Below are 23,903 nucleotides of genomic sequence, written 5' to 3' on the forward strand. Positions count from 1 at the left end.
CATCCAGTCGGCATTCGGCAAGAAATCCGCTGTGCACGTGTCTGCGGTCAGCCTTTCCCACAACACGTCGGGCCACTGTAAACAGGACCTGTGCATCCGCACACCAATCTTTACATCCGACAAAACAGACCTCCAGGGTGACATGTGCTCAGCCACCCCCGCGGCGGTGACACCATGGCCCGGGTGACCCACGCACGGCAGCGCAGCGCCCACACCTCCATCCAGGTCATCGCCCACCGCGGGGCCTCCGAAGACGCCCCCGAGCACACCCTCGCCGCGTATCGCAAGGCGATCGAGGACGGTGCCGACGCCTTGGAGTGCGATGTCCGGCTCACCGCCGACGGTCATCTCGTCTGCGTCCACGACCGGCGGGTGAACCGCACCTCCAACGGGCGCGGCGCCGTGTCGGCCCTGGAGCTCGCCGACCTCGCCGCCCTCGACTTCGGCTCCTGGAAGGACCGCGAGGAGTCGCCCGACTGGGATCCGGTGCCGGGCGAGCTCACCTCCGTACTCACCCTGGAACGCCTCCTGGAGCTCTTCACCGAGGTACGGGCCACCGGGCGGGACCTGCGGCTGGCCATCGAGACGAAGCACCCCACCCGCTGGGCCGGACAGGTCGAGGAGCGGCTCCTGCGGCTGCTGAACCGCTTCGGGCTGGCCGAACCGCCCGCCGAGGGGCCCTCACCCGTCCGCGTCATGAGCTTCTCCGCCCGCTCCCTCCACCGCGTCCAGGCGGCCGCCCCCACCCTTCCCACGGTCTACCTGATGCAGTTCCTCTCCCCTCGCATGCGCGACGGGCGGCTGCCCGCCGGGGCCCGGATCGCGGGGCCCGGGATGCGGATCGTGCGCAGCCACCCCGGATACATCGAGCGGCTGCACCGCGCGGGGCACCGGGTGCACGTGTGGACCGTGAACGAGCCGGCCGACGTCGAACTGTGCGCCGAACTCGGCGTCGAGGCCATCATCACCAACCGGCCCAAGCAGGTTCTCTCCCAACTCGGTCGCATGTAGTCAGAAATGAGTACGGAAGGGGGCACGCAACGCCCCCGACCTCGACCGTTACGGGGTGTGCTCCGGCGCATTCGCTGCGCGTTCGATCGTTACGAGTGCGTCACCTGCGGCGCATCGGCCGGTTTCCGGTCCAGCTCAGTGGGGCATCCAACCCGTGGCGTGGGGCAAAGGAGGTCTCGGGGGTGGCGTTGGTGGTGGCACAAGAGGTGCCCGCGTCGTCGAGCATGGCCGTTCCTCACGGCCCTGCCGGCGTGGGGCAGGCACGACACCGGATGCGTGAGCAGTTGCGTGGCAACGGGGTGTCGGACGCGGTCGTCGACGACGCTGTTCTGATCCTTTCCGAACTTCTCAGCAACGCCTGCCGGCACGGCAGGCCGCTCGGACAGCACACCGACGTCGGCGACGGGGACGTCCGCGCCGCCTGGCGGGTGGACACCGGCGGTGGGCTCACGGTGGAGGTCACGGACGGCGGCGGCCCGACCCGCCCGGTTCCGGCCACCCCTTCGGTGACGGCCCGCGGCGGCCGGGGCCTCAACATCATCAGCGCCCTGGCCCAGGAGTGGGGCGTACGGGACGACGCACCCGGCGAGGTCACCGTCTGGGCCCTGGTCTCCTCGGAGAAGCCGCCCGGCGTCGCCGATGGCTTCGGCCCGGACGGATCCGCCGCGCACGGACCGGGCAGGAACGGCTCCGGCAGGAACGGCTCCGACCGGAACGGCCGCGGTACGAGCGCCGTCGCCGCGAACGGCATCGGCGGACTCCCCGGGTTCGAGGGCCTGGACTTCTCCGACGTCCTCGACGACGTGGGCTGAGCGCCGGAGCACGGCCCGAGCGCACCGGGCACCCGAGCACAAGGCCCGGAGCAGGGCCCCCGAACAGGGGGCCCGCGAGGCAGGCCGCGCCGGAGCGGCCCTGAGCGGTCCCCCGCGAAGCTCCCCCGGCGCGGCGGACGACAAGGTCCGAGCGCGTACGTGAGCGGGGCAGGGCTCCCCGGGCGGCTAGGCTCGCGCCGAGTCCGCGTTGTCGCAATCGGGAGAATGCCCACCATGGCCAAGAAGCGCCCTCAGTCCAAGGCCGGGAAGCAGCAGCTCAAGGACGGTGAGATCCCGGTCGTCGGGGCCCGTGAGCCCTGCCCGTGCGGATCGGGCCGTCGATACAAGGCATGTCACGGACGCGCCGCCGCCCAGGCCGTGACCGAGCTGGTGCATCGCCCCTTCGAGGGACTCGCGGGCGAGTGCGACTGGGTCGCGCTGCGCGAGCTGGTGCCCGCCGCAACGGTCGAGCTGACCCTCAAGGACGGGCTCCCCGAAGGGGTTCCGTCGGTGAAGCTCGCGACGGTCCTGCCGATGGCCTGGCCGGCACTGCGCCGAGACGACGGTTCCGTCCTGCTCGCCCTGCAGAACGACACCTCCTCCGGTGACCTCAGCCGCGACCTCGCGGACACCCTCCAGCGCGCCCTGGAGGCCGAGCCGGGCTCCCCGGTCGCCGCCCGCCGCGTACCGGCCGACGGCCCGCGCCTCCAGGACCTGCTCGCCCCGGACGCCGCCTTCGAGCCGGAGGTGCACTCCGGGTTCGAGTTCTGGGTACCGGACGCGGAGAACGCCACCTCCGAGGTGTCGGCGTCGCTGGAGCGCGCGAACGCCGCCGCGATCCCGACGACGCTGCTGTCCGGCGTCGACGCCGCGTACTGGTGCGAGACACCGGAGAAGAACCACCTGCGCTGGGTCATGCCGCACCCCGAGGAGCAGCTCCTCGACGCGCTCGCCCGGCTGCACGCCGCGGGCACCTCCTCGCTCGGCGACGACACCCGCCTGGTGGGTTCGTTCCGGGCACACGGTCTCGTGGTCCCCGTCTGGGATCTGCCGAGCTCGATGGGGGCCGAGGCGTGCGAGAAGCCCGCCGTCGAGTTCGCCGAGCGGCTGGCCGCGGCACTCGCGTCCGACGCCCCGCTCACCGCCGAGGAACGCCGCGCCCGGGGCGGTCTCACCAACCGTCAGGTGACCCTCAGCTGACAGTGACACCAGGGCGCCGCAGACGGTGACCCGCGTCACAACTCGCCGTACTCGTAGGTAAATCGGCGTCCCTACAGGCGAGATCGAATTTGCGAACAGCAGATCTCTTGTTACGGTTCTAAAAGCCCGGTCGCTGGTGCATCCCCCGTCGCCAGCGATCGGGCGTCCTCGTTTCCGGCTGCGGCCCGCCCTGTGACGCCCCCCGGGCGCGGCGGCCGTACGCCGCTCTCCCGCCGCTCCCTTCCGCTTACGGCACCCCTTCTCGGGTCCACCCCGGCGGACTTCGGCCTTCGCCCCTCAGCCCCCGGACGTCGGTATCCGGTCCGTTCCGGCGCGCAGCGGCGCCTCCTCGACGGCGGCGGGATGACTTCCGCAAACCGGCCAGAAGCCCTTGGCCTGCGGCTTCCTGGCGACCCGCCAGATCATCTCCCGGCCACCGGACCGGTCACCGAACCAGCCACCGGACCGGTCACCGAACCGGCCAGGACCGGCCAGGACCGGCCGCTGCGGCCTCCGGAGCGACGGCGGGATGCGTGGAAGGACCACCCCGCACCTCGCGCACCCCATGCACCCCGCACCCGCACCCCAAGAGGTCAGTAGGCGAGCCTGCTGCCCCCGCCCGGCGCGCCGCTGCTCGCCTCGACCAGGGCGTCCAGGACCGCTTCGACGTCCGGCAGCCAGGGGGCCGCGACCGCCGGAGCACCGCCCTTCGCCCGCCCGGGAGGCGCCGCTGCCGCGGTGGCGGATGCGGCGAGCGGTGCGGGGGTACGCTCCCAGCGGACCTGGCCCGCGCCGGTCCGGGACGGCGGCAGGAGGAGGTAGCCGCCCTCGCCGTGGAACCGGAGCGAGCTGGGCACCCAGTCCTTCGCGTACAGCAGCTCGCCGAGCCGCTCCAGGGTGTACGGGGCCACCAGCAGCGACCACCGGGTGGGCGTCGCCACGACGGGGCCGAGCCGCATGCCCAGCGCGTCGAGGGAGCTCAGCGCCCGGGCGCCGGCCACGGCGGGCAGGCTCACCGCGCAGGGCGCACGGCCGCCGGTCGCCAGCAGCACGGGGGCGGCGGGGCGGCAGGCCCACCACCAGCGCACCATGCGCTCGTCCGTGGTGGCCGCCAGCAGGCCGGGGTCGAAGGGGTGTGCGCCCGGTACGGCGCAGTCGGGTTCGGGGCAGGCGCAGCCGAGGCCGGCGCTCTCGCCGTACGGGGCGGCGTCCTGCGCCGCGCCCACTCCGGGGAGCACGGGCCATCGCCATACGGTGGCGCAGGTCAGGGCCGCGTCGAGCCGGGCGGTCGCCTCCTTGCGCCGGAGCCGGAGCCTGCGTCGCCTTCCGAGGATCTCGCGCATGAGCGCTCGTTCCTTTCCGTTGAACGCCGAGTCCACGTGACACCACGCTCGCGTGACATCACGTGTGCATCTCTTCGCTGTGCGTACGTGCTCGTCAGTTCCGCGGTACGGGCGTGCTGTCGGTACCGAGCGTGAGCCGAGCCGAGTGGAATCGGTCCGATGAGAACCGGTCCGGGGGTGGAACAGGGAGCCGGGGTGGAGCGGAGAACCGGGGTGGAACAGCGAGCCGGGTGGAGCAGAGCCGAACCGAGCGGAGTCGAGCGGAGTCGAACCGGACAAGGTCTCACCGACCGAGCGGAGTCGTGCTGCTCCGGCGGAGTCGTGCGGGTCGAACCGAGCGGGTCGAGCCGGGCCGGCGGTCGTCGGGCGAGGATGGCCCGCGCCTCACCTGCCGTCCCTGGTGCGAACCCCACCGTCCGGGGCGGGGGCGTCACGTTCACGGGTTAGGACGCCCGAACCCGCTGCCGGGTTCCTGGGCGATCACAACTGCGCCCGCGCATCACCGTTTACGTACCCAGCATGCCCGGGATGACGCTCCTCCGGCGAGCTGACCCCGGAGGTATCCCTGTCGAGCGGCATCAGTCGATCGCAAATAGCGTCCACGGGGTGCATTTTTCGGCCAAGTCAACCGACACTGGGAGGAGACGAATCGCCCGGTCCCCGAAGGGACAATGCTGGACATCGGGTTACTTGTGCGTGTACATGTGGATGCATTGATAGTGGCGCAGAATCACATGGGGGTTTGCGATGCTATTCGACGAATCGCACCGGTCGGAAGGCTGGCTGCCATGAGCGCCCCACATCTGCCGAAAGTGGCCGGAATCGATCCAGAGGTTCCGGTTTCAGCACACACTTCCGCACCCCTGACGGAGATCCCGGGGCCGCCCGGAGCCTTCATCCAGGACCGTCTGGCGGGGTGGGTCTCGGATCTCACGACCCTGCACGAACTCACCGAGCGGCTCGCCGGGACGAGCACCCTCGACACCGCCCTGAACGAGCTGTTGCAGGCCGGAGCCGCCCTCGTCGGAGCCCGCCGCGGACTTCTCGTTCTGGAACCGGCGAACGGCGAAGGCCCCTGTGCCACGCGCGGGCTCGGACTCTCCCACGCCGAGCTCGGGTACATCGAGACCGTTCCGCGTGCGGCCACCGCGCTGGGCCGCGTCCTCGACGGGCTGCCCGGCACGGCCGACGGGATCGCCGTGCCCGACCTGCTCGGCGAGCAGGACCTCGATCCCCGGCACCGCGAGGTCGCCACCCGGCTCGGCTACGCCGCGAGCTACGCCCTCCCCCTCGCCTCCGAGGCGGCCGGACGGCTCGGAGCGGTGCTCTGGCTCTACGACGAACCGGCCGCGCCCGCGCAGAAGCAGCGCCATCTCGCCGGCCTCTACGCGCGCTACGCCACCGAGCACCTGTCCCGCCTGACCGAGCTGGAGCGCGCCCGGTCGGACGTCGCCGCCGTCGCCGAGGAGCTGCTGCCCAGCCGGCTCCCCCGGATCCCCGGCGTCCAGCTCGCCGCCCGCCACCGCACCGGACCCCGCGGCGGCGGCGACTGGTACGACGCGCTGCCGCTGCCCGACCGCGCCCTCGGCCTCGCCGTCGGCTCCGTCGGCGGGTCCGGTCCGAGCGCGATGGCCGCGGCGGGGCGGCTCCGCGCCGGCCTGCGGGCGTACGCGGTGATGGAGGGCGAGGACCCCGTCGCCGTACTCTCCGACCTGGAACTCCTGCTGCGGCTCACCGAACCCGCGCGGACCGCGACCGCCCTGTTCGCCTACTGCGAGCCTGCCGCCCGCAAGGTCGTGCTGGCCGGGGCCGGGCACACCCCGCCGCTGGTCCTCGGCGACCGGCGCTGCGAGTACGTCGAGACGACGCTCTCGGCCCCGCTCGGGATGCTCGCCTGCTGGGAGGCGCCGAGCGTGGAGTTCAGCCCCGCGCCCGGAGAAACGGTGCTGCTCTGCACGGACGGGCTGCTGCGCCGCACCGGGGACGCGATGGACCGCGCCTTCGCCCGGCTGCACTCCGCCGCCGCTTCCGTACCGAAGGCGGCCCGGCACGACCCGGCGGCCGTGGCCGACCACGTCCTGCGCACGATGCTCCCCGACGGCCTCGACCGGAGCGACTCCACCGAGGACGTCGTGATCCTCGCCGCCCGCTTCGACTGACGTACGGCGGCTGTCTCCGGTCATGCCCGGCGGCTCTCTCCGGTAAGAGGCCCTTCGGCCCTGGGCCCCCTTCCGTACGCCCGTACGATGGGTGATGGTCCAGTGTCGTATCAAGGAGAGACAAATCGTGTCTGAGGAGCTCATCCCGGAGAACCCGGAGCAGGAGACCGAGGAGAACGAAGCGGCGGAGGCGATCAAGCAGCGGAAGAACGGCCTCTACCCGGCCGTCTCCGACGAGCTCGCCGAGAACATGAAGTCGGGCTGGGCCGACACCGAGCTGCAGGGCCTCCAGCCGATCCCCCAGGCCGAGCACACCGCGAACCGGCGCGCCGCGCTCTCCGCCCGCTTCCCCGGCGAGCGCCTGGTCATCCCCGCGGGCAACCTGAAGACCCGCTCCAACGACACCGAGTACGCCTTCCGCGCCTCCACCGAGTACGCGTACCTCACCGGTGACCAGACGCAGGACGGCGTCCTCGTCCTGGAGCCGACGGGCGACACCGGCCACGAGGCCACCGTCTACCTGCTGCCGCGCTCCAACCGCGAGAACGGCGAGTTCTGGCTCGACGGCCAGGGCGAACTGTGGGTCGGCCGCCGCAACTCCCTCGCCGAGGCCGAGCAGCTGCTCGGCATCCCCGCGAAGGACGTCCGCGAGCTGCCCGCCGCGCTGGCCGAGGCCACCGGCCCCGTCCGCAACGTCCGCGGCCACGACGCCGCCGTCGAAGCCGCCCTCACCGACAAGGTCACCGCGGAGCGCGACGAGGAGCTGCGCGTCCACCTCTCCGAGGCACGCCTGGTGAAGGACGCCTTCGAGATCGCCGAGCTGCAGAAGGCCTGCGACGCCACAGCGCGCGGTTTCGAGGACGTCGTGAAGAGCCTCGACAAGGCCGAGGCGACCAGCGAGCGCTTCATCGAGGGCACGTTCTTCCTGCGCGCCCGCATCGAGGGCAACGACATCGGCTACGGCTCGATCTGCGCCGCCGGACCGCACGCCACCACCCTGCACTGGGTCCGCAACGACGGCGCGGTCCGCGCGGGCGAGCTGCTGCTCCTGGACGCCGGGGTCGAGACCAACGACCTCTACACCGCCGACGTGACCCGCACCCTGCCGATCAACGGCACGTTCTCGCCGCTTCAGCGCAAGATCTACGACGCGGTGTACGAGGCCCAGGAGGCGGGCATCGCCGCCGTGAAGCCCGGTGCCGACTACCGCGACTTCCACGACGCCGCGCAGCGCGTGCTCGCCGAGAAGCTCGTCGAGTGGGGTCTGCTCGGCGACCTGTCCGTGGACAAGGTCCTGGAGCTGGGTCTCCAGCGCCGCTGGACCCTGCACGGCACCGGCCACATGCTCGGCATGGACGTCCACGACTGCGCCGCCGCGCGCACCGAGACGTACGTCAACGGCACGCTGGAGCCGGGCGTCTGCCTGACGGTCGAGCCCGGTCTGTACTTCCAGGCCGACGACCTGACCGTGCCCGAGGAGTACCGGGGCATCGGCGTCCGGATCGAGGACGACATCCTCGTCACGGAGGACGGCAACCGGAACCTCTCCGACTCGCTGCCGCGCCGGGCGGACGAGGTCGAGGCGTGGATGGCCCGGCTGAAGGGCTGACCCCTCCCGCACGGAACGCGCCGGGGCGCGCCGCTCACTACACCGTGAGCAGCGCGCCCTCGCGCCATTTCAGGGCCTTGTCGAAGCTCACCACCGCGCCGCGGCCCGGCCGGTTGCCGAACTGGACGTGGTCGGAGAGCTGCTCGATCAGGTCGAGACCCCGGCCGCTCTCGGCGTCGGTCTCGGCCCGGTGGGAATGCGCGGCTGGGCGAAGCGCGCGGCGGGACGGGAATCCCGGCCCCGAGTCGGTGACCTCGATACGGCATGTCTCGCCGTCCAGATAGGCCGTGACCCGGTACTGCCCGGAGTCCGCGGCGGGGCGGCCGGTCCCGAAATCCCCGGGCTCCCCGAGCACCGTCCGGTCGCCGCCGTGCTCGACGGCGTTCGCACAGGCCTCGCTGAGCGCGACCGACAGGTCGAAGGAGATGTCCGGATCCACCCCCGCGGTTTCCATGGTGCCGAGCAGAAAACGACGGGCGAGCGGAACGCTCGCAGCTTCGCGCCGCAAATGGAGAGACCACCAGATGCTCATCTTTCAGCCTCCTGGCTGCGGCTCGACGTATCGATACGTATTGCCGCACTCGGCACTTCGTAAGCACGGTTCGGGCGGGAGAGCCCTCGTTCGGCGGATGTGGACCCTGCGGCGCCCGGTGTAGGAAACCGGCCCGGCCGCCGGTCACCGCACCCCGCCCCCGCTCACCGGCTTCCCTGTCCGGTCGCCGGCCCTTCTTCCCGGTCACCGGCCTCCCGTCCTGCTCACCGGCCTACCTTCCCGGTCACCGGACTCCCTTCCCGGTCACCGGCGGCCCGCCCCGTCACCGCGGGTGCGCGCCCCGGTCCGTACATCCCCCGCGAACAGGCGCAACAAGCACGGTTGGGGACGGAGGCTGATCTTCCGGACCTGCCGTACGGCGCGCAGGGGTGCAGTGCGATGATGTCCCCGCCATGTCCACGCCTCGCGCACACGCCGGAGCCGGTCTGCGGCTCATGAGGGCCGCGGTGTTCACCGCGGTCTGCGTCGTGCTGTCCGCGGCCGGACACACGCTCGCCGCCGGTACGGCGGTCCCCGCGTGGACGCTGCTCGCCGGATTCCTCGGCGTCTTCGCCGTCGCCACGGTCCTCGCCGGACGGGAACGTTCCCTGCCGGGCATCGTGGGCGCGCTGGCCGGCGGGCAGGTCCTCCTGCACATGCTCTTCGCGTACGGCAGCCACGCCAGCGCCCCGGCCGGCGCCGCCAGGACCGCGGGCGGCGACAGTCCGCTCATCCGGTTCGCCTCCGGGCTGGTGTGCGGCGAAGGACCGGCCGGGCTGAACGCCGCCGAGGCCCACCGCATCGTCTCCTCCGCCGGCATCGACCCGTCGACCCTGCCGGGGGGACACGGCCATGCCGCGGCGGGCGGGGCGTCCGGAGCGGCCCAGATCGCCGCGTCGACGGGTCCGGACGGGGTCTCGGGCATCGCCCAGGTGTGCGCCGCGGTCTCCGCGATGCTGCCGAGCCTGCCGATGTTCCTGGCGCACGTCCTGGTCGCGTTCACCACCGGCTGGCTGCTGCGCCGCGGCGAGATCGCCCTCTTCGCCCTGGCCCGGCTCTCCGCCCACAGCGCCCAGGCGCTGGCGGCGGGGGCCAGGCTCCGGTCCCTGCGCGCCGCGCTCGCCCTCGTCCGCGCGCTGCGGGCCGGGGAGCGGGAGCAGCCCGTGGCCGGACCGTACGCCCCGCGCCACGGTGACGACGTCCCCGTGCCGAGCGCCGGGGATCCTCTGCAGCACCTGGTGATCAGGCGCGGGCCTCCGCCGGCCCCGTACGCCCTCGCAGCCTGACGCGACGCCTCCACCGGACCCCGCGGCGGCTCACCCACACCCCTGTGCGCGTGAGCGTCCGCACGGAACCGCACCCCGAGGTGTCGCGATGCCGACGCGCATCCGCGCGCCGGACCACCGCGTTCCGCTTACCTGTGGAGATTCCTGCCATGAAGCTTTCCCGTATCGCCCTCGCCGGCGCCGCCGCCGCGTCCACCGTCCTGCTGGTCGCCGGCCCGGCCGCCGCCCACGTCAGCGTCCAGCCGGTGGGCGAGGCCGCCAAGGGCGGGTACGCCACGCTCAACTTCAAGGTCCCCAACGAGCGCGACCAGGCCTCGACGGTGAAGCTCGAAGTGAACTTCCCCGCCGACCACCCGCTCTCCTCCGTCACCCCGCAGGCGGTCCCGGGCTGGGACATCAAGATCGACAAGAGCAAGCTCGACAAGCCTCTCGACGTGCACGGCAAGAAGATCACCGAGGCCGTCTCCAAGGTGACCTGGACCGCGGACGGCAGCGAGATCGCCCCCGGCTACTTCCAGCAGTTCCCGGTCTCCGTCGGCGCGCTCCCCGAGGACGCCGACCAGCTCGTCTTCAAGGCGATCCAGACGTACGACAACAAGGAAGTCGTCCGCTGGATCGAGGAGCCCACCGAGGGCGGCGAGGAGCCCGACAGCCCCGCCCCGGTCCTGAAGCTGTCCGCCGCCTCCGACGACCACCACGGTGGCGGCGCGGCCGACGACGCCGAGGAGGGCGACGACCACAAGGCCGCCGACACCGCCGCCGCGTCGACCGAGAAGACCGAAGCGGCCGCGTCCTCCTCCTCCAGCGACACCACCGCCCGCACCCTGGGCATCATCGGCATCGTCATCGGTGCCGCCGGCATCGCGTTCGGCGTGCTCGCCGGACGCCGCCGCTCGGCCTGACCGGCCGGCTCCCTCACCCGCACCACGTTCAGGACATCCCTTTCATGCGCAACACAAAAGCAGTGACGGCCGTGGCGTTCGCCGCCGCGGCCGCACTGGCCCTCTCCGCCTGCGGCACCGGTGACGACCAGGCGGGCTCCCCGGCCGTCGCCGACGTCAGCGTCGCGCCGAAGGACAAGGCCGCGACCGTCCTCGACCAGCCGTTCACCAAGCCGAACCTCGTCCTCACCGACACCGAGGGCAAGGAGTACGACCTCCGCGAGGCGACCAAGGGCAAGCCGACGCTCATCTACTTCGGCTACACCAACTGCCCCGACGTCTGCCCGCTGACCATGAGCAACATCTCCCTCGCCAAGCGGGAGCTGCCCCAGGCCGACCAGGACAAGCTCCAGGTCGTCTTCGTCACCACCGACCCCGAGCGCGACACCCCCGCCTCGCTCGGCAAGTGGCTCGCCGCCCAGGACCCCACCTTCACCGGTCTCACCGGCGACTTCCCGACCATCCAGGCCGGGGCGCGGCAGATCGGCATCGGCATCGACGCCCCGAAGAAGGAGAAGGACGGAACCGTGGTCTCGATGCACGGCGCCCAGGTCATCGCCTTCTCCCCGAAGACGGACCAGGGGTACGTGCTCTACGGCGAGGACACCTCCGCCGAGGAGTACGCCGAGGACCTCCCCGCGCTGATCAAGGGAGAGACGCCGTGAACCGCCGCCGCACGGCTCTCGCCGGCGTCCTCGCCCTCACCGCGGGGCTGACGCTGGCCGGGTGCTCGTCGGACAGCGAGCCCGAGCTCACGGTCGTCGACGCCTTCATGCCGCAGCCGGTCAGCGACATGGCCGCCGGATTCCTCGTCGTCCAGAACAGCGGGGGGACCGCGGACCGGCTCACCTCGGTGACCAGCCCGCTCTCCGACGACGTCACGATCCACGAGACGAAGAACCAGAAGATGCGCGAGGTCTCCTCGTTCGAGGTGCCCGCGAACGGCGAACTCGATCTCGAACGCGGTGGCAGCCACATCATGTTCATGAGGCTCAAGCAGAAGCCCGAACAGGGCGAGAAGGTCTCCGTCGAGCTGCACTTCGAGAAGGCCGGCCCGATCACGGTCGACCTGCCGGTGAAGGAAACCACCTACAACCCGAAGAAGCAGTGAGGGACTGAACCCAGATGTCTGCCACCGCCCCTTGCGCCGGGCCCTCCCCGATACGACGGCCGCTCGCCGCCGCCGCGCTCCTCGCCACGCTGGCCTGCCTGGTGTTCGGGCTGCTGTTGGCCGGCGCGGGGCCGGCGTCCGCGCACGCCGCGCTCACCGGGAGCGACCCGGCGGACGGGGCGGTGGTGGACACCGCGCCGCAGCAGGTCACCCTCAGCTTCTCCGAGGCGATCGCCGTGGGCGACGACTCCATCCGGGTCCTCGACCCGAGCGGCAAGCGCGCCGACACCGAGGCCGGGCCGGAGGAGCTGTCCGAGGGTTCCACCGTCCGCTACGGCGTATCGCTCCACTCCGGACTGCCGGACGGCACCTACACGGTGGCCTGGCAGGCGATCTCCGCCGACAGCCACCCGATCTCCGGCGCGTTCACGTTCTCCATCGGCGCCCCCTCCGAGACCACCGTGGCCCTGCCCTCCGAGGGGGCGGGCGGCGGTCCGGTCGGCTTCCTCTACGACATCGCGCGCTACACGGCGTACGGCGGATTCGCGGTGCTCGTCGGCGGCAGCGCGTTCGTCCTCGTCTGCTGGCGGGGCGGCGCGGCCTCCCTGCCCATGCAACGCCTCGTGGTGCGCGGCTGGCTCGCCCTGACCGGGGCGACCCTGGTGATGCTGCTGCTGCGCTACCCCTACACCGGCAGCGGGAAGTTCGCCGACGCCTTCGACCTCGCCGGGCTCCAGTCCGTCCTGGACACCAAGCCCGGCGCGGCCCTCGTCTCCCGGCTGCTGCTGCTCGGGGCCGCCGCCCTGTTCACCGCCGTGCTGTTCGGTACGTACGCGCGGCGGGAGGACGAGCGGGAGAGGAAGGACCTCGCCTTCGGGCTCGCCGTCGGGGGCGGGGTCGTCGCGACGGGCATCGCCGCCACCTGGTCGATGTCCGAGCACGCCTCGACCGGCATCCAGACGAACATCGCCATGCCGGTGGACATCCTCCACCTGCTGGCCGTCGCCGCCTGGCTCGGCGGACTCGCCTCCCTCCTCGTCGCGCTGTACCGCACGCCGGACATCGGCAGCGCCGCGGTCCGGCGGTTCTCCGCCGTGGCGTTCGGCAGTGTCGCGGTCCTGGCGGCGACCGGGGTCTACCAGTCCTGGCGGCAGGTCGGCTCCTGGACGGCGCTGACCGGTACGCGCTACGGGCAGCTGCTCATCCTCAAAGTGGCGCTCATCGCCCTCCTGCTCGGGGTCGCCTGGTTCTCCCGGCGCTGGACGGGACGGCTGACGGACCCGGCGGCCGCCGCAGAGGCCCGCGGTGACGCGGCCGGAAGTGACGCGGCCGGCGAAGAGGCCGAGGAGGCGGACGACGTGCCGGACGACGTCGCCCCCGAGCGGGCCGCGCAACTGGCCCGGCAGCGGGCCGCCCTGACCGCGACGAAGAAGAAGCGGATACGGGACGCCGACCCGGAGCGCTCCGGACTGCGCCGCTCGGTGCTGGCCGAAGCCGCCGTCGCCGTCGTCCTGCTGGTCGTCACCACCATGCTGACGTCCACCGAGCCGGGCCGTACGCAGGAGGAGGCCGCCGGCTCCTCCGCGGCGTCCGCCCCGGCGGCCGGCGGCCCGGTCAACCTGAGCATGCCGTTCGACACCGGCGGCAGGAACGGCAAGGGCACCGTCCGTATCGGGATCGAGCCCGGCCGCACCGGCTCCAACGATCTGCACGTGTGGATCGACGGCAGCGACGGCGAGCCCATGGACGTCCCCGAGCTGAAGCTGGCCCTCACCCTGGAGTCGAAGGACATCGGCCCGCTGCCGGTCGTCCCCGACCGGCTGGCCGAGGGGCACTGGTCGGCGAGTGGTGTACAGATTCCGATGGCCGGGGACTGGACGATCGACGTGACGGTCCGGACGTCGGACATCGACCAGGTCACCATCGACAAGAACACGAAGATCGGCTGAGCACGTGAGCAAGACCAGGAAGCAGGACCCGGCCCGCGCCACAACGGCCGCCGACCCGGGCGACGGCATCGGCGACGGTGCCACGGCCACCGGCGTCTCGCGGCGACGGCTGCTGGGCACGGCGGGCGCCGCGGGTGCCACGGGGCTGGTGCTGGGCGCCGGGGGCGGGGCGGCCGGATACGCCGCCACCCGCCCCGAAGAGCCGGCGGCGCTGACGACGGTGGGTGCGACCGAGGCGATGTTTCACGGGAAACATCAACCGGGGATCACCACTCCGCTTCAGGCCCGGGGCCATCTCGTCGCCTTCGACCTGACGGCGGGCGCGGCGCGCAAGGAAGCGGCGGCGCTGCTGCGGCGCTGGTCCGCGGTGGCGAAGGAGTTGATGGCGGGCCGCCCCGCGGCGGGCGCGGCGGACGGCCCCGGGCACGACACCGGGATCGCCCTGGACGCGGGGCCGTCGTCCCTGACCGTCACGTTCGGCTTCGGCCGAACGTTCTTCGCGCGCACGGGTCTGGCCGACCGCCTGCCCACCGCGCTCGACCCGCTGCCCGCGTTCTCCGCCGACGCCCTCGACGCCCAGCGGTCCAACGGCGACCTGTGGGTGCAGATCGGCGCGGACGACGCCCTGGTCGCCTTCCACGCGCTGCGGGCGCTCCAGAAGGAGGCCGCCGGCACGGCGCGGGTGCGGTGGCAGATGAACGGCTTCAACCGCACCCCCGGCGCCACCGCCCGGCCGATGACCGCCCGCAACCTGATGGGCCAGATCGACGGAACCGGCAACCCGAAGCCCTCGGACGAGGACTTCGGCCGGCGCGTGTTCGTCCCCGCCTCCCCCGGCACGCCGCAGGAGTGGATGGAGGGCGGTTCGTACGCCGTCGTCCGCCGGATCCGGATGCTCCTGGACGACTGGGAGAAGCTCGCGGTGGAGCGCCAGGAGCGGGTCATCGGGCGGCGCAAGGCGGACGGGGCGCCCCTGAGCGGGGGAACCGAGACCACGGAGATGGACCTCGACAAGGCGGGCCCGGACGGCGGGCTCGTGATCCCCGGCAACGCCCACGCCCGGATCTCCTCGCCCGAGGAGAACGGCGGGGCCGCCATGCTGCGCCGCCCGTTCTCGTACCACGACGGCATCGCGGAGGACGGCACCGCGGACGCCGGGCTGCTGTTCATCTGCTGGCAGGCCGATCCGTTCCGGGGCTTCGTGCCGGTGCAGCGCAAGCTCGACCGGGGCGACGCGCTGTCGCCGTTCCTGCGGCACGAGGCGAGCGGGGTCTTCGCGGTGCCGGGCGGGGCGGCGGAGGGCGAGTACGTGGGACAGCGGCTCCTGGAGTCGTAGGTACGCGCGGGGCCGGTGGTCGCCCTCCCGTCGTCGCCCGGCGAACGGGAGGGCGACCACGGCGCCGGGGTCCGGGCAGCGCGATCGACCGCATTCCGAGACAGCGCGGCGGGCCTCGCGGGGCGCACTAGGGTGACCGTATGTCAGCCACGCGCTACGCCTATCTCGGCCCCGAAGGCACCTTCACCGAGGTCGCCCTCCGTACGCTCCCGGAGGCCGCCACCCGGGAACTCGTCCCGATGCTGTCCGTACCGGCCGCGCTGGACGCCGTACGCAACGGGGAGGCGGCGGCAGCACTCGTACCGATCGAGAACTCCGTCGAGGGCGGTATCACCGCGACGCTGGACGAGCTGGCCGGCGGGGAGCCGCTGATGATCTACCGGGAGGTGCTGCTCTCCATCACCTTCGCGCTGCTGGTGCGGCCCGGGACCAAGCTGTCGGACGTCAAGACGGTCACCGCGCACCCCGCGGCCCAGCCGCAGGTGCGCAAGTGGATGGCGGAGCACCTCCCCGGAGCCCTGTGGGAGTCGGCGGCGTCCAACGCGGACGGGGCCCGACTGGTCCAGGAGGGGCGGTACGACGCCGCGTTCGCCGGGGAGTTCGCGGCCGCCACCTACGGCCTGGAGCCGCTGGTGACGGAGATCCACGACGCGGCGAACGCGCAGACCCGCTTCGTCCTGGTGGGCCGGCCCGCCCGGCCGTCGGCGCCGACCGGCGCGGACAAGACCTCCGTGGTGATCTGGCTGGACGACGACCATCCCGGAGCCCTGCTGGAGCTGCTCCAGGAGTTCGCGGTGCGAGGCGTCAACCTGATGCTGATCCAGTCCCGCCCGACCGGCGAGGGCATCGGCAACTACTGCTTCGCCGTGGACGCGGAGGGGCACATCGCGGACCGGCGGGTCGGGGAGGCCCTGATGGGGCTGAGGCGGATCAGCCCGAAGGTGCGGTTCCTCGGCTCGTACCCGCGGGCGGGCGTCTCGCCGGACGAGGTGCGTCCGCTGCGGGCGGGCACGTCGGACGCGGCGTTCACGGAGGCGTCCGACTGGCTGGCGCGCAGCCAGGACGGCCGGATCTGACGGAAGGGCGGATCTGACGGGAGGGCGGGGAGAAGCCCGGCGGAACGGCGGCCGGGAGCCTTCTCGTGCGCTCCGCAGCGGTGCGATCTACAGATAGTCACGCACTCCGGAGAGTTATCCACAGGCGGGGTCCTCGACCTGGGGACAAGTCGACACCGCAAGGCGACATCATCGACAAATCGACCCAGTCACCTCAGGGCGGTCCACAGAGCGCGAGGCGCCATGAGCCATCGTGTGTCACCCCAATTCCCTTGATCAACTCTTTGGGGCGAGGAATCCCCTCCGAATGAGCACGCAGGGAAGGTTTGAGCGGAGATTCCAGGGGACTTCGTCCGGCTTCCGGAACAATGCCCTCCGGCATCCACAGAACTTCCACACAGCCTGTGGATAACTATTCCGACGTCGACTCCCCTGTGGACAACAGCGGCAGGAGCACCCCCAACTCCCGCTCCCCCCACGGCCGGTGTGTCAAGCGAGCCGCACCTTCTGCCCTGTTCAGGGGAGTTAACCGCCGTTATTGACACCCCCTCCCGCTCCACTGCCGCAGCCGTACGCGATTCCCCCACAGAAATATCAATTCCGGCAATTCGGTCATAGAGACACGCTCGGCGATATCGGTTCGAGTGCCAGAACCGCGCACCGGTAGCCTGGAGGGGTGATTGACCTTCGCCTGCTCCGTGAGGACCCCGACCGTGTTCGCGCCTCCCAGCGCGCCCGTGGAGAGGACGTCGGCCTCGTCGACGCCCTGCTCTCCGCCGACGAGCTGCGCAGGTCGTCCGGCGTCCGCTTCGACGAACTCCGCGCCGAACAGAAGTCGCTCGGCAAGCTGATCCCCAAGGCCACTCCCGAGGAGCGCACCGAGCTCCTCAAGAAGGCCGAGCAGCTCAAGACCGACGTCAAGGCGGCCGACGCCGCCCAGGACGAGGCCGACGCCGACGCCAAGCGGCTGCTGCTCCAGCTCGGCAACATCGTCCACGAGGACGTGCCGGTCGGCGGCGAGGAGGACTTCGTCGTCCTGGAGACGCACGGCACCATCCGCGACTTCGGCGCCGAGGGCTTCGAGCCCAAGGACCACCTGGAGCTCGGCGAGGCGCTCGGCGCCATCGACATGGAGCGCGGGGCGAAGGTCTCCGGCTCGCGGTTCTACTACCTCACGGGCGTCGGCGCGCTCCTGGAGCTCGCCCTCGTCAACGCGGCGATCGCCCAGGCCACCGAGGCCGGCTTCACCCCGATGCTCACCCCGGCGCTGGTCCGCCCCCGCGCCATGGAGGGCACCGGCTTCCTCGGCCAGGCCGCGGAGAACGTCTACCACCTGGAGAAGGACGACTACTACCTGGTCGGCACCTCCGAGGTCCCCCTCGCCGCGTACCACATGGACGAGATCATCGACGCCGGCAAGCTGCCCCTGCGGTACGCCGGGTTCTCCCCGTGCTTCCGCCGCGAGGCCGGCACGTACGGCAAGGACACCCGCGGCATCTTCCGCGTCCACCAGTTCGACAAGGTCGAGATGTTCTCGTACGTCGACCCGGCGGACGCCGAGGCCGAGCACCGCAGGCTCCTGGAGTGGGAGAAGCAGTGGCTCACCGGTCTCGAACTGCCCTTCCAGGTCATCGACGTCGCCACCGGTGACCTCGGCGCCTCGGCCTCCCGGAAGTTCGACTGCGAGGCGTGGATCCCGACCCAGGGCAAGTACCGCGAGCTGACCTCCGCGTCGAACTGCGACGGCTTCCAGGCCCGCCGCCTGTCCGTCCGGATGCGCGACGGCAAGAAGGTCCAGCCGCTGGCCACGCTGAACGGCACGCTCTGCGCCGTACCGCGCACGATCGTGGCGCTCCTGGAGAACCACCAGCTCCCCGACGGCTCGGTCCGCGTCCCCGAGATGCTCCGTCCCTACCTCGGCGGGCGCGCGGTCCTGGAACCGGTCGCCAAGTGACCTTCCCCTACAAGCTCGTCGCGACCGACCTCGACGGCACGCTGCTGCGCGGCGACGACACGGTCTCCGAGCGCACCCGCGAGGCGCTGGCCGCCGTCACGGCGGCCGGTGCCGCGCACATCATCGTCACCGGACGGGCGGTCCCCTGGACCCGGCACATTCTGGACGACCTCGGTTACGAGGGGCTCGCCGTCTGCGGTCAGGGCGCGCAGGTCTACCACGCGGGCGAGCACAAGCTGCTGACCTCGCTGACCCTGGACCGCCAGCTCGCCGGTCTCGCCCTGTCCAAGATCGAGGCGGAGGTCGGCCCGCTGCACCTGGCGGCCAGCCGCGACGGCCTGGAGGGCGAAGTCCTGGTCGGCCCCGGCTACCAGGTGCAGGAGGGGCCCCTTCCGTATCTCTTCGTGGACGACGCCGCCGAGATGTGGACGGCCCCGCTCAACAAGGTCTACATACAGCACCCGGAGCTGGACGACGACGCGCTGGCCTTCGCCGCGCGGGCGGCCGTCGGCAGCCTGGTCGACGTGGTCATGGCCGGGGCCGGTGTGGTCGAGATCCTGCCGCTGGGCCTGAGCAAGGCGACCGGCCTCTCGCTGGCCGCCCGCCGGCTCGGGGTGAAGGCGGCCGACACGGTCGCCTTCGGTGACATGCCGAACGACATCCCGATGTTCGGCTGGGCCCAGCACGGCGTGGCCATGGCCAACGCCCACGACGACCTGAAGGCCGTCGCCCACGAGATCACGGCGTCCAACGAGGACGACGGCATCGCGGTGGTGCTGGAGGAGCTGCTCCGCTCGGCGCCCGTACAGCCCGCGCGGTAGGACGCGGCACCGCCCGCACCCCGGAAAGCGTGACAGCGGCCCGGCACCGTTCCCACGGTGCCGGGCCGCCGCGCTCAGCGCTGTCCGCGCCGCCCGTCACGGCGTCGCAGATCCTTCAGCTGCCCGGCGAAAGCGTCCAGCCGCCCGTCCAGCCGTACGACGTCCTGCTGCACATCCGTCAGCCGCAGACTCATCGCGCCGACCACCTGGTGCGTCATCTCCGCCTTCCGGTCGAGGCCGTCGAGCCGCTCCGACATCCGCACCAGCACCGGCCCGAGCTCCTGCAGCGCACGGCCGACCCCGGTGAGGCAGCTCTCGATGCGCGTGACGCGCTGGTCGAGGGAGGCGTACTGCGTGCGGAGCGACTCCTCGGCGTCGAGGAGGTACGTGCGCACGCAGCGCGCGATGTCGCTGTCGCGAAGAAGCATCGCGATGTTGAGGACGGTGCGGCGGGTGTAAAGCCGCAGCTGCGTAGCCGCCTGTGGATAACTGTCCACCCCGTCACCACCCCATAGCGACACCATGTCGCGATGGAAGGACTGCAGCTCAGCGCCGCGCAACACGCGCAGGCCGTTTTCGATGAGCTCCTTCTGATGCCGGTCGGTCAGCCTCCTGACCGCCCCTGTGGATACTTCGAAGTACTGCGCCACGTCCTCTGTGCGAACGTGAATTCCGTCCGGGAGCATGACCAGGCTCTTCACCTTGTCGAGGACGTCGACGCGCCCCATCTGCTCCCCGCGCAGCGCGCGCGATTCGAGCAGGGCGACTTCCGTGGGCATGGGTGTGCCTTTCGTACGAGGGAATGACGAGGACGGCCCACACCCCGGGCTTCAGGGGTGGAGGACGCTCACGGTTGCCACTCACTCGATGACCGGTCCGGTGGGCTGCGCCTCACCCGGTGCCGGCATTCCCCAATGTCACGATCGCTACGACGCCACGGATTCCAGTTGCCTCCACGCGCCCTGCCCAACGAACCGATAAACACAACGTCACGCGCACGTCGGTCCGGTCGTACGACGGCCCCCGCGCTTGCCGGGGCAAGCGCGGGGGCCGTCGGGACGGAGCAGGGGGCTCAAGCCAGAGGCCTCACTCCTCACCCGCCAGCTTCAGCGCCCGCAGCTTCTGGCCCGCGTACCAGGTGGCGGCGACCGTGACCGCGACCAGCAGGACCGTGGCGAGCGGCAGGCCGACCTCCGAGGTCACCACGCCGTCGCCCGACACCTTCTGGGCGACCGCCAGGGACCACTGCTGCACGCTGAGCGTCCGCGCACCGGCCACCAGACTGCCGAAGAGCGCCTCCCAGACCAGGGCGTAGACCAGGCCGAGGACGACCGCGTGCCGGCTGACCGTGCCGAGCAGCAGGAACAGGGCGCTGTAGGCGATCGAGGCGACCAGCGCCGCGATCGTGTAGGCCACGGCGATCTGCCGGCCGTTGCCGTTGAGGATCAGCCCCGCGAGCAGGGTCGGCAGCGCCGAGAACACCATGGTCACCGCGATGGCCACGATCAGTTTGGTGAAGATGATCGTGGGCCGCTTCACCGGCTTGGCCAGCAGATAGACGATCGAGCCGTCGTCGATCTCCGGGCCGATCGCCCCGGTTCCCGCGATCACACCGATCAGCGGCACCATCGTGGCGATGGCGAAGCCGCCGAGGACGTTCGAGGCGATCTGGTCGTCGGCCCCGGCGAACATCCGTACGGCCGCGGCGATGAGCAGCAGCAGGGCGGGCAGGACGAACAGGATGGCGGCCCGGCGCCGGCCGAGCAGGGCCCGGTAGGTGAGCCGGGCGACTGTGGGGTCGTACATGACGGTGCACAGCTCCTTTCAGGCCACTACTCAGGCCGCTACGAGATAGGAAAAGACCGATTCGAGGGACTCGTCGGACGGCGAGACCGTGAGCAGCCGGATGCCCTGCTCGCGGGCGACCTTCGGCAGCAGTTCGGTGAACCGGCCGAAGTCGACGGCCTGGATGCGCAGGGCCTTCTCGGTCAGGTCGACCTCGATGCCCGCCGTGGACGGATCGGCGATGAGCGCGGCCGCGAGGGCCCGGTCGTCGCTGGAGCGCACCAGATAGCGGTGCGGCCGGTCCTTCATCAGCCGACGGATCTTCCGGAAGTCGCCGGAGGCGGCGTGCCGCCCCGCCACGATCACCTCGATGTGCGAGGCCAGCTGCTCGACCTCTTCGAGGATGTGCGAGGAGAACAGGACCGTACGGCCCTCGGCTCCCATCCGCCGCAGCAGCTCCATGAGCTGCATCCGCTGACGCGGGTCCATTCCGTTGAACGGTTCGTCCAGGAGCAGCACCGAGGGCTCGTGGACCAGCGCGGAGGCCATCTTGACGCGCTGGCGCATGCCCTTGCTGTACGTGGCGATCTTGCGGTCCTGGGCGTACTCCATCTGGACCGTGGCGAGCGCCCTCTGCGCCTCGGCCCCGCCCAGACCCTGGAGTTCGGCGTTGGCGACGACGAACTCCCTGCCGGTGAGGAAGTCGTACATCCCTTCCCGCTCCGGGACGATGCCGATCTCCTGGTAGACGGCCTCGTTGCGCCAGATCGTCCGGCCGTCGAGCGTGACCTTCCCCGTCGAGGGGGCGAGGAATCCGCCCATCATGTTGATGAGGGTGGACTTTCCCGCGCCGTTCGGGCCGAGGAGTCCGGTGACGCCGGGGCCCACGGTCATGGAGACGTCGTTGACGGCGACCACGTTGCCGAACCAGCGGGAGGTGTGGTCGATCTCGATGGTGGTCACAGCCCGGCCCTCCGGTAGCGGCGCATCAGGACGGCGTACGAGCCGGCGACGAGCGCGAGAACAACGATCAGGTAGACCACGCCGGTTCCGGCGCCGGGTCCTTCCCCTCCGGGGAAGGCGGAGGTCGCACCGAGGAAGGCGGTCTGGACACCGTCGATCAGCGTGATCGGCGAGAAGAGGCCGAGCCACTGCACGGCCCCTGCCGACCCGGTCTCCCAGGCGATGGCCTGGACCGTGGAGACGGCGCCGTAGGTGATGGTCAGGAGGGCGATCACCGCGGCGACGCCGAAGCCGCGCCGCGGGGTCAGGGCGGCCATCACCAGGCCCAGCCCGGCGAACAGCACGGACAGCAGCGCCACCGACACCAGCCCCTGGCCGAACCACTTGGTCTGATCGGCGAAGTCGAACTTCGCGAGCAGAGCGCCCACATACAGGATGAGCAGCGGCGCACCGGTGAGGATGAAGAGCGCCGACGCGGTGGCGGCGAACTTCGCGATCACGTAGTCGGCGTGCTCGATCGGCCGCGAGAAGTACAGGGGGACGCTCTTGAAGCGGAGGTCCCTGGAGACCGCCTGCGGGGCCTGGGCGGCGATGAACAGGCCGATGACGGCCTGGAGGTAGATCGCGTACGAGGTGTACTTGAGCACCAGCTTGTCGGCGTCCGGAACGGCCATGGAGACCGCCACCAGGATCGCCGCGACCAGCGCCATCACGCCGAACAGCAACATGGGCAGCACCTTGGACTTGGCGGAACGGCCCAGTCCGAAGGAGCCCCGCAGGGTCTGCGAGAACAGGGAGCGGCGGGCGTAGGCCCGGCCGAGCCGCGGTCCGTCGTAGGAGCGGTAGCCGATGTTGTGGATCCGGGAGGCGTCGCGCCCGGCCGCGGCCTTGGTCTCAGTGCTCATCGCGACCGCTTCCCTTCTGCTGGACGACCGGGGCGGAGCCGGCCGCGGCCGGGACGGCGGCTGCCCGCGCCGCGTCCTGTTCGGTTCGGAAGACCTCGGCGATCTGGTGGCGGCGCTGTTCCATGCGGACCAGGCCGAGCCCGAGCCCGGCGACGCTGTCGCGGACCACGTCGTACGTCTCCTCGCCCGTCGCCTCGACCAGCAGGATGTGGCCCGCGCCCGGCAGCCCCTCCGTGTCGATCCCGTCGTGGCCGATGAGCGTGACGCCCGCGTCGGTGAGGACCTTGCGCAGCGCACCGGTGCCGTCGGGGTGGGTGTCGCTGTCGGTCACCTCGACCGCGAGGGTCGCGGTGGTCTGGGTGAAGTCACTGGTGGAGCTGGAGCGCAGAAGCGTTCCGCCGTCGATGACGACGACGTGGTCGCAGGTGCGTTCCAGCTCGCCGAGGAGGTGCGAGGTCACCAGGACGGAGATGCCGAAGTCGGTGTGGATCCGGCGGATCAGACCGAGCATCTCGTCCCGGCCGACCGGGTCGAGGCCGTTGGTCGGCTCGTCGAGCAGGACCAGCTGGGGGTCGTGGACGAGGGCCTGGGCCAGCTTGACCCGCTGCTTCATGCCGGTCGAGTAGCCGCCGATGGGGCGGTAGCGCTCCTCGTAGAGACCGACGTGGCGCAGGGTGTCGGCCGTGCGCTCGCGGGCCGCCGTGGGCGGCAGCCCCGACATGCGCGCCATGTGCACGACGAACTCGGTCGCGGAGACGTCGGGCGGCAGGCAGTCGTGCTCGGGCATGTACCCCACCCGTTCCCGGATGGCGGCGCCGCTGGTCGCGACGTCGAGCCCGAGCACCGCGGCCCGGCCTTCGGTGGCGGGGGACAGACCCAGCAGGATCTTGATCAGTGTGGACTTGCCGGCTCCGTTGGAACCCACCAGACCGGTCACACCCGGTCCGATGTCCAACGTGAGCCGGTCAAGCGCGGTCACCCGGGGGAACCGCATGCTCAGGGCTTCGGTGGCGATTACGGCTGTCACGGGACCGACGTTAGTGGCGCGAACCACAGCGGTCGTCAGCCCTGACGGCTGGATCGGCGTCAGACTCCAGGCGTACACGCCCGTAGGGGAGGCGCCGGGGATCC

At 71.6% G+C, this 23,903-nt stretch carries 21 protein-coding genes; 14 read left to right on the forward strand and 7 right to left on the reverse strand.

The features are described from left to right. Positions 1–174 precede the first annotated feature (174 nt). The 3 genes from KME66_RS16450 (at position 175) to KME66_RS16460 (ending at position 3,023) form a co-directional block, all read left to right on the forward strand. Positions 175–1,011 carry a glycerophosphodiester phosphodiesterase gene (locus KME66_RS16450; protein ID WP_101928013.1) on the forward strand — a complete coding sequence of 279 codons (837 nt, stop codon included), beginning with the start codon at positions 175–177 and terminating at the stop codon, positions 1,009–1,011. A gap of 95 nt (positions 1,012–1,106) precedes the next feature. After that, positions 1,107–1,823: an ATP-binding protein gene (locus KME66_RS16455; protein WP_216323224.1), complete on the forward strand. Its 717-nt coding sequence runs from the start codon at positions 1,107–1,109 to the stop codon at positions 1,821–1,823. A gap of 234 nt (positions 1,824–2,057) precedes the next feature. Beyond that, positions 2,058–3,023, forward strand: coding sequence for a DUF5926 family protein (locus KME66_RS16460; RefSeq protein WP_073223082.1), 966 nt, complete (start codon positions 2,058–2,060; stop codon positions 3,021–3,023). 593 nt (positions 3,024–3,616) lie between these two features. Here KME66_RS16460 and KME66_RS16465 read toward each other — a convergent pair. Further along, on the reverse strand, positions 3,617–4,366 hold the full coding sequence (locus KME66_RS16465) for a bifunctional DNA primase/polymerase (RefSeq protein ID WP_216323227.1): 750 nt from the start codon (positions 4,364–4,366) through the stop codon (positions 3,617–3,619). Positions 4,367–5,037: 671 nt separating this feature from the next. Here KME66_RS16465 and KME66_RS16470 point away from each other — a divergent pair. Next, complete coding sequence (locus KME66_RS16470) at positions 5,038–6,525, forward strand: PP2C family protein-serine/threonine phosphatase (protein ID WP_216323230.1); 1,488 nt, start codon at positions 5,038–5,040, stop codon at positions 6,523–6,525. Positions 6,526–6,652: 127 nt separating this feature from the next. Beyond that, positions 6,653–8,134, forward strand: a complete 1,482-nt coding sequence (locus KME66_RS16475) for an aminopeptidase P family protein (protein ID WP_216323232.1) — start codon at positions 6,653–6,655, stop codon at positions 8,132–8,134. 37 nt (positions 8,135–8,171) lie between these two features. Here the strand turns inward: KME66_RS16475 and KME66_RS16480 are convergent, their stop codons facing one another. Beyond that, positions 8,172–8,666 (reverse strand): ATP-binding protein, encoded by a 495-nt coding sequence (locus tag KME66_RS16480; protein ID WP_073223071.1) that lies wholly within the window; start codon positions 8,664–8,666, stop codon positions 8,172–8,174. Positions 8,667–9,079: 413 nt separating this feature from the next. Between KME66_RS16480 and KME66_RS16485 the strand changes: the two genes are divergently transcribed. The 9 genes from KME66_RS16485 (at position 9,080) to KME66_RS16525 (ending at position 19,119) form a co-directional block, all read left to right on the forward strand. Continuing rightward, a complete protein-coding gene (locus KME66_RS16485; protein ID WP_216323234.1) occupies positions 9,080–9,952 on the forward strand; it encodes a hypothetical protein in 873 nt (290 codons plus the stop codon). Positions 9,953–10,101: 149 nt separating this feature from the next. Beyond that, positions 10,102–10,854 (forward strand): YcnI family protein, encoded by a 753-nt coding sequence (locus tag KME66_RS16490; RefSeq protein ID WP_073223067.1) that lies wholly within the window; start codon positions 10,102–10,104, stop codon positions 10,852–10,854. Between the two features lie 44 nt (positions 10,855–10,898). Continuing rightward, on the forward strand, positions 10,899–11,558 hold the full coding sequence (locus KME66_RS16495) for an SCO family protein (protein ID WP_073223065.1): 660 nt from the start codon (positions 10,899–10,901) through the stop codon (positions 11,556–11,558). After that, positions 11,555–12,004, forward strand: a complete 450-nt coding sequence (locus KME66_RS16500; RefSeq protein ID WP_216323236.1) for a copper chaperone PCu(A)C — start codon at positions 11,555–11,557, stop codon at positions 12,002–12,004. Before KME66_RS16495 ends, KME66_RS16500 begins: the two co-directional genes overlap by 4 nt. A gap of 14 nt (positions 12,005–12,018) precedes the next feature. Next, positions 12,019–13,953: a copper resistance CopC/CopD family protein gene (locus KME66_RS16505; RefSeq protein ID WP_216323238.1), complete on the forward strand. Its 1,935-nt coding sequence runs from the start codon at positions 12,019–12,021 to the stop codon at positions 13,951–13,953. Between the two features lie 67 nt (positions 13,954–14,020). After that, positions 14,021–15,289, forward strand: coding sequence for an iron uptake transporter deferrochelatase/peroxidase subunit (gene efeB / locus KME66_RS16510; RefSeq protein ID WP_101928012.1), 1,269 nt, complete (start codon positions 14,021–14,023; stop codon positions 15,287–15,289). A 140-nt stretch (positions 15,290–15,429) separates the two neighbouring features. Next, positions 15,430–16,365 carry a prephenate dehydratase gene (pheA, locus tag KME66_RS16515; RefSeq protein ID WP_073223057.1) on the forward strand — a complete coding sequence of 312 codons (936 nt, stop codon included), beginning with the start codon at positions 15,430–15,432 and terminating at the stop codon, positions 16,363–16,365. Positions 16,366–17,020: 655 nt separating this feature from the next. Next, the gene (gene serS / locus KME66_RS16520; RefSeq protein WP_216323240.1) at positions 17,021–18,298 is read left to right on the forward strand and encodes a serine--tRNA ligase; all 1,278 of its coding nucleotides are present in this window, start codon (positions 17,021–17,023) and stop codon (positions 18,296–18,298) included. Beyond that, entirely contained in the window at positions 18,295–19,119 is an 825-nt protein-coding gene (locus tag KME66_RS16525; protein WP_073223053.1) for an HAD family hydrolase, read from the forward strand. Before serS ends, KME66_RS16525 begins: the two co-directional genes overlap by 4 nt. Before the next feature lie 74 nt (positions 19,120–19,193). On the opposite strand, the gene KME66_RS16530 is transcribed toward KME66_RS16525, so the two are convergent. The 5 genes from KME66_RS16530 to KME66_RS16550 form a co-directional block, all read right to left on the reverse strand. Further along, positions 19,194–19,898, reverse strand: coding sequence for a hypothetical protein (locus tag KME66_RS16530; RefSeq protein ID WP_216323243.1), 705 nt, complete (start codon positions 19,896–19,898; stop codon positions 19,194–19,196). A 307-nt stretch (positions 19,899–20,205) separates the two neighbouring features. After that, entirely contained in the window at positions 20,206–20,925 is a 720-nt protein-coding gene (locus KME66_RS16535; RefSeq protein ID WP_073223049.1) for an ABC transporter permease subunit, read from the reverse strand. Positions 20,926–20,955: 30 nt separating this feature from the next. After that, complete coding sequence (locus KME66_RS16540; RefSeq protein WP_073223047.1) at positions 20,956–21,867, reverse strand: ABC transporter ATP-binding protein; 912 nt, start codon at positions 21,865–21,867, stop codon at positions 20,956–20,958. Beyond that, complete coding sequence (locus tag KME66_RS16545; RefSeq protein WP_073223045.1) at positions 21,864–22,772, reverse strand: ABC transporter permease; 909 nt, start codon at positions 22,770–22,772, stop codon at positions 21,864–21,866. Before KME66_RS16545 ends, KME66_RS16540 begins: the two co-directional genes overlap by 4 nt. Continuing rightward, the gene (locus KME66_RS16550) at positions 22,762–23,766 is read right to left on the reverse strand and encodes an ABC transporter ATP-binding protein (protein WP_073223043.1); all 1,005 of its coding nucleotides are present in this window, start codon (positions 23,764–23,766) and stop codon (positions 22,762–22,764) included. Before KME66_RS16550 ends, KME66_RS16545 begins: the two co-directional genes overlap by 11 nt. Between the last annotated feature and the right edge of the window lie 137 nt (positions 23,767–23,903).

This window comes from Streptomyces sp. YPW6, assembly GCF_018866325.1.
Lineage (GTDB): Bacteria > Actinomycetota > Actinomycetes > Streptomycetales > Streptomycetaceae > Streptomyces.